5 protein-coding genes and 4 pseudogenes are annotated in these 5,415 nt (G+C 31.5%); 4 read left to right on the top strand and 5 right to left on the bottom strand.

The genetic code is table 11. The features are described from left to right. Positions 1–122 (bottom strand): annotated as a pseudogene (locus LOK41_RS27080) (IS6 family transposase); the annotation flags it as partial. A gap of 47 nt (positions 123–169) precedes the next feature. Here LOK41_RS27080 and LOK41_RS27075 point away from each other — a divergent pair. Then, a pseudogene (locus LOK41_RS27075) lies at positions 170–244 on the top strand (MerR family transcriptional regulator); the annotation flags it as partial. Between the two features lie 280 nt (positions 245–524). Here LOK41_RS27075 and LOK41_RS27070 read toward each other — a convergent pair. Further along, a complete protein-coding gene (locus LOK41_RS27070) occupies positions 525–1,103 on the bottom strand; it encodes a DUF3967 domain-containing protein (protein WP_241819153.1) in 579 nt (192 codons plus the stop codon). Positions 1,104–1,447: 344 nt separating this feature from the next. On the opposite strand from LOK41_RS27070, the gene LOK41_RS27065 reads away from it, so the two are divergent. Next, the gene (locus LOK41_RS27065; protein WP_241819151.1) at positions 1,448–2,671 is read left to right on the top strand and encodes a ParM/StbA family protein; all 1,224 of its coding nucleotides are present in this window, start codon (positions 1,448–1,450) and stop codon (positions 2,669–2,671) included. A 20-nt stretch (positions 2,672–2,691) separates the two neighbouring features. Next, positions 2,692–3,048, top strand: coding sequence for a hypothetical protein (locus LOK41_RS27060; protein ID WP_241819149.1), 357 nt, complete (start codon positions 2,692–2,694; stop codon positions 3,046–3,048). A 369-nt stretch (positions 3,049–3,417) separates the two neighbouring features. Here the strand turns inward: LOK41_RS27060 and LOK41_RS27055 are convergent, their stop codons facing one another. Beyond that, positions 3,418–3,621 carry a hypothetical protein gene (locus LOK41_RS27055; protein WP_241819148.1) on the bottom strand — a complete coding sequence of 68 codons (204 nt, stop codon included), beginning with the start codon at positions 3,619–3,621 and terminating at the stop codon, positions 3,418–3,420. A gap of 55 nt (positions 3,622–3,676) precedes the next feature. Here LOK41_RS27055 and LOK41_RS27050 point away from each other — a divergent pair. Further along, a pseudogene (locus tag LOK41_RS27050) lies at positions 3,677–3,893 on the top strand (ParA family protein); the annotation flags it as partial. Between the two features lie 139 nt (positions 3,894–4,032). Here LOK41_RS27050 and LOK41_RS27045 read toward each other — a convergent pair. Further along, positions 4,033–4,453, bottom strand: a pseudogene (locus LOK41_RS27045) (DUF3967 domain-containing protein); the annotation flags it as partial. 221 nt (positions 4,454–4,674) lie between these two features. Further along, positions 4,675–5,271, bottom strand: coding sequence for a DUF3967 domain-containing protein (locus tag LOK41_RS27040; protein WP_241819146.1), 597 nt, complete (start codon positions 5,269–5,271; stop codon positions 4,675–4,677). Between the last annotated feature and the right edge of the window lie 144 nt (positions 5,272–5,415).

Genomic DNA, 5,415 nt, shown 5'->3' with positions numbered 1-5,415 from the left:
GAAACACCACGTTCATTCAAAATTTCAGAGACATCACGATAGCTTAAAGAAAAGCGACAATAGTGGCCAACGGCTACCAAAATAATATCTTGTTTAAATTGCTTTCCTTTAAAATATCTCATGTATGATTCTCCTCACTCTGTTTTGCAAAAGTTTAGCTTAGTTTTAAAAACTTTGCAACAGAACCAAAAATTATATAAATCAATTTAGTAATGAAGACTTAGCTGAATTTTTATATAATTAAATTATGCATTATATAAATAAAATAATTGATTTAATACTTTTAGAATACAACATATAAATAAAAGATGGTGTTAATTGACATTCCACACCATCTTTATTAAATAACTTTATTTTCACTGCACACCTCCATGGGGTTGCCTAAAATTATTCTATTCTCGACTCAATCCCAACTTTTTCTAAACGTGGTGACTTTATTTCAAATGTACAATATCAAATTCAAAAAAAGTAGGGAAGTTTGTATATTTTTACAAGCTTCCCTACTTTTTCACGTATCATTTAAGTTATTTTTTAAATAATTTAGCGAACCATGATTTTTCTTGTTGAGTAGATGCAATTAATTTCTTAGTTTCTTGTATTTCACGAACTACTTCTAATAACTGTTGATCTCTGTTATTGATTTTTCCATCAATATTCTTTTGTTGTTCATCAATCTTATTCAGTAGCATTTGATTAGTTTGTTCTAAATGGTCTATACGCTTTAGAAGTTCCATGTTCATGGCTTTTTGTTCTTGAAAATATATAGAAACCTCTTTCATACTTTCATACATTGTCTGAATAATTGGCTTCGTTATTTCGTCGTCTTCATCAGCCTCTTCTACTACAATATAATCTATGTTTTGTTTCAACATTTGTTCTATTAATTCTGGTGGCTCTTGTGCATCTTTCATATTAGCAATTAATTTAAAAAGCTCTAATGCTTCCTGTTCATATCTCAGCGTTCGACCTTTTGTCCCAGCAACAGTTGGTAAGTATGGTTTAAATTGATCCCGCCAGGCCTGAAGAGTTGTCCGTGGCTTCCCAAGCATCCTTGCCATATCTGCAAGAGAATATGTTTTCTTGTAAGGTTCTTCCCTAGCCATTTCATCGTCCTCCCCTCATCGTCATTTGTTGTTATCGATGTGCGACATGTTGTCATTTCATTGTTATTGATTATCATCCATGTCGGTCGTGTTGTCATTTCACTGTTATTCATCATCCTTTATGTCCGATATGTCGGCATCTAACTGTTATGTGTCTAATTCGTTTGAAAGAAGGTATTTCCTTGTTTATTTTGAACTTTTTAAGTACATAACTTAATTAAATAATAAATACGATTTAAGTACTACTTATTATAAAAAAGTGTTCTTATTTTCATTTTAATGTGCTAAAATACAATTAAAAGTATCACTTAAGTCGCATTTAATGTATAAAGGAGGAATTAGAAATGAGAATTGGAAGAAAAGTAGCGGATTTCGGAAATAGTTTTAATAATTTCATGGTGGATGGTTATTATATTGAACTTGCAACGAATGTAGTTAAAATTTCAAAGAAAAAAGCTGAGGATTTACTTGTTGATCGTATTTCTAGACCAGAAGATTTACTAGATAGATTATTAATTTCTACTGAAATTGATGGTGAAGAATCTTTCTATTTAGTTGGACAATTAGCTGAAGATAATCAATTAGCAAACTCTCATGTAAATAAGATGCACGATAAAATTAATAGTCCTATCCCTTACATAAGCTTTTTAGGAGCAATTGCATATTATCATGCCCTTAACGCTGAGCAAGAAGATAATAAAGTTGAAATTGAAAACATGAGTATGATGCTTCCAATTTGGCTTTTAAAACGTGAAGAGAAATTTAGCATTGCCCATAAAAAAATGGAAGAAAGATTTATCGGTGAACATAAAGTTAAAGTGTTAACACCTGGAATGGAAAGAGAACTAACTATTACAGTTAATTCAGCAAAATGTAGAAATGAATCAGAAGTTGCTAGACATTCTTTAAAATATAAAATGGTTTCAAGAGATCAGAATACAAATGTAATTAGTATTGAAAAGCGGTATGAATCCGAGAGATTCGATGACTATGAAGTGGTTTTAACTGATATTGGTGGCGGTTCTACAGATGCTGTACGATTAGGTAAAGGACTCACTACACCTAAACACAGAGATTCTTTCCAAGTTATCGATATTGAACCATTCTTAGGATACCTAGAACGTTTTAGAAAAGAAAAATTGATTCAATACTTTAAAGATCTAAGAACATTAGAGAAATTTATTGTTAATAATTATAAAGAACAAAAGTATGTTCTATCGAATGAAAATACTGGTGAAAAATACGATTTCACAGTTGAAATTGTAGAAGCACTAAAAGAATATGCAAGAATTTTAGTAGCTAAAATTCTTGATGTATTCATCCCATCTAGTACGAATACAGTATTGAAATTCATCTATATTGGAGGCGAAGCACCAGTTTTACAACCATATATCCGTTTAGCTTTATTGAATCATATGTCTGAAACGGCTGCTAAAAACAATCACTTCTTCTTGAACGATATTATTCAAAATAGCGAGAAAGAAGTATTTGCTCCAACTTCACGTACAATTAACCTAGCTGCATTAGAATTAAAAGCAATTGATGAAATGAAGGGGCAGTTAGCTTAGAATAAAGGGACGTGCTGATAATGGCTAAAAATAGAAAAATGGCATTACGTGCTGATAATATGCCTGAAGATGTATATAAGATCCTTAATGAAAAAGCTAATAGTAGGCAATTAACAGCATTTGTTGTTGAACTAGTACAAAATGAAAAACGTTATGAGCAACTACTACAAAAATTAGATAATGTAGAACAGAGATTAAATCTTTTAGATATAGTTGAAAATAAATTGGATCTTCTACTTACTAATGGATTTATTCTCGTACAGAAACAAGAAGATTTAAAAACGGAAGAGCCGGTACTTCAAGAAGGGAAAATTATTGACGCTAGGGAAGTACTTGGTGGTATTTCTGAAGAAGATAACGAAGAGATTGATTTCTAACTAGTAAAGAAGACCTTTAGGTATAATCCTAAGGTCTTTTTATTTCAAATTAACACTATTAATAATCGTTGTTAATTATAGAATGAAAAGTAAATACTGTCTATTGAAATCAATAGTTTAGGCATTATCCTTTAATTCTATTGTATGTATCACATATAAACGCTATAATTTTCTTTGCAATAGGGAAATATCCCTATTTATATAAGTCGATATTTCCCTATATCTATACCTTTATTGTCAAAAATATAGATATAGGAATTCAAGGGGGTTTTTTAAAAAATAACTGGAGTGGCATAAATTGCATATTCTATTGCATGTACCACATATCACTGCTATAACCTTCTTTACAATATGGGAATATCCCTATTTCTATAAGTCGATATTTCCCTGTATCCCTACTTCTGCTATCAAAAATATTGAAATCGGATATAGTTGTTTTATTTTTGTCAGGCCAATAATTAAACTTAGCCCCTTATCTCGTACTCCATTCTTTTGCCATTTCATCATGATATCACCGCTATAATTTTCTTTATAATAGGGAAATATCCCTATATCTATACTTTTATTATCCAAAATATAGATATAGGAAATCAAGGGGATTTTTGAAAAAACAGCTGGAGTGGTATAAATGGCTATTACAATTACTGTTGGGAATTACAAAGAAGGCGTTGGTAAAACCACTAATGTTGTATTAAACTCTTATGAATTCGTAAAAAGGGGAACCGAACTTTACTCGTTGACCTTGATCCGCAGAGTAATGCAACAAAATCTATAATGTTAACGAAATCTATCCTTAATCCTGACGAAAATATAAATGCAAAAAAACATTAATGAAAGGAATTCAAATAGTATTTATACTGAATCTCTAACAAATTCAGTATAAATACTATAATCTTCTCTACAATATAGAAACATCTATATTACTATAAATAGATATTTCTATATACCTATGCTTTCATTATCAAAATATCCTCACCAGAACTTTCACCATGGCTTTTTCTTCTCTCTTGCTGCTGCAACTTCTTCATGAAATTCCTTCATTATTTTCTTTGTCTCTTGGATTTCTCTTAATGTTCTCATCAAAGTTTCATCTCGTTCCGCCGTTCCATACTTTCCTCAATGCGTTTACTTCATTTCTCAGCTTATTCGTTTAATCTTTGTTCCATTTCCAAGAGGTTTTGGTTCATTTATTCCGCCATAACGTTATATTGTTGCTGTAGCTGTTGTTGAGTATAAATCTGTTTCCTGAGATTTCTCTATCCTCATATCAATATTTCCTAATTGCTGCGTAATTAGCTTCGCTACTTTTTCAAGCGTCATACCGTCATGCCTACTTAATTAATTTCTCAAACACCATAACAACATAATTTGTATACTCTCTTCTGCCTCGTTTATCCTTTTTAACTTTAGGAAGACAAATGTTTTGTTTTGAGGGATAGCCAATTTCTTAACTTGATGGGCATGGGATATAGGGAAGGCTTTGAAAAATAAATGGGTTAGTATAAATGACAGATTCTATTACATGTAACACATTTCACTGCTATAATCTATTTGAAAATATAGAAATATCCCTATTTCTATAAGTGGATATTCCCCTATATCTATACTTTCATTATCAAAATATCATCACCAGAACTTCCACCATGGCTTTTTCTTCTCTCTTGCTGCCGCAACTTCTTCATGAAATTCCTTCATTATTTTCTTTGTCTCTTGGATCTCTCTTAATGTTCTCATCAAAGTTTCATCTCGTTCTTCTAATCTTTTTTCAATCCGCTCGTTCCGTCGTTCCATACTTTCCTCAATACGTTTACTTCTTTTCTCAGCTTGTTCGTTTAATCTTTGTTCCATTTCCAAGAGGTTTTGGTTCATTTGTTTCGCCATAACGTTATATTGTTGCTGAAGTTGTTGTTGAATATAAAATGGTATTAAATCTGTGTTCTTGGACTCTTCATCATTAACCAAATCTGGATTGATACTTTCTAACTTCTGCGTAATCATCTTCGCTGCCTTTTCTAACGTCATACCGTCATGTTTGCTAAGTTCGATTAACTTCTCAATCACCATGACGTCTTGCTCTGTGTATTCCCTTTTACCTTGCTTATTTTTCTTAATGTTGTAGGATTCTCGTTGGAGAACTTCAACGTATTTTCTTAGTGTGCTATCGCTCACTTGCAAGCGACTATAGACGTCTTTTGCGGTATAAATAATTTTCATATCCGACATAACGCTATAACACCTCCTAGAAAAAGTATTCCCTGACATTCTATAAATTCCTGCAAAGAAAAAAGCCCTGATATTGGACTTCTTATTCTACATATAGAAATATCCCTATTTTCATTATCAAAATATCATCACCAGAATTTCCAC

Source organism: Bacillus sp. TL12, assembly GCF_022625245.1.
GTDB lineage: Bacteria > Bacillota > Bacilli > Bacillales > Bacillaceae_G > Bacillus_A.
The sequence above is the reverse complement of the archived record's forward strand: the minus strand, read 5'-3'. Positions and strand labels throughout refer to the sequence as shown.

Coding starts and splice junctions, on each gene's coding strand:
- LOK41_RS27070 (WP_241819153.1), bottom strand. CDS start 1,103: ATGGCTAGGGAAGAACCTTACAAGAAAACATATTCTCTTGCAGATATG.
- LOK41_RS27065 (WP_241819151.1), top strand. CDS start 1,448: ATGAGAATTGGAAGAAAAGTAGCGGATTTCGGAAATAGTTTTAATAAT.
- LOK41_RS27060 (WP_241819149.1), top strand. CDS start 2,692: ATGGCTAAAAATAGAAAAATGGCATTACGTGCTGATAATATGCCTGAA.
- LOK41_RS27040 (WP_241819146.1), bottom strand. CDS start 5,271: ATGTCGGATATGAAAATTATTTATACCGCAAAAGACGTCTATAGTCGC.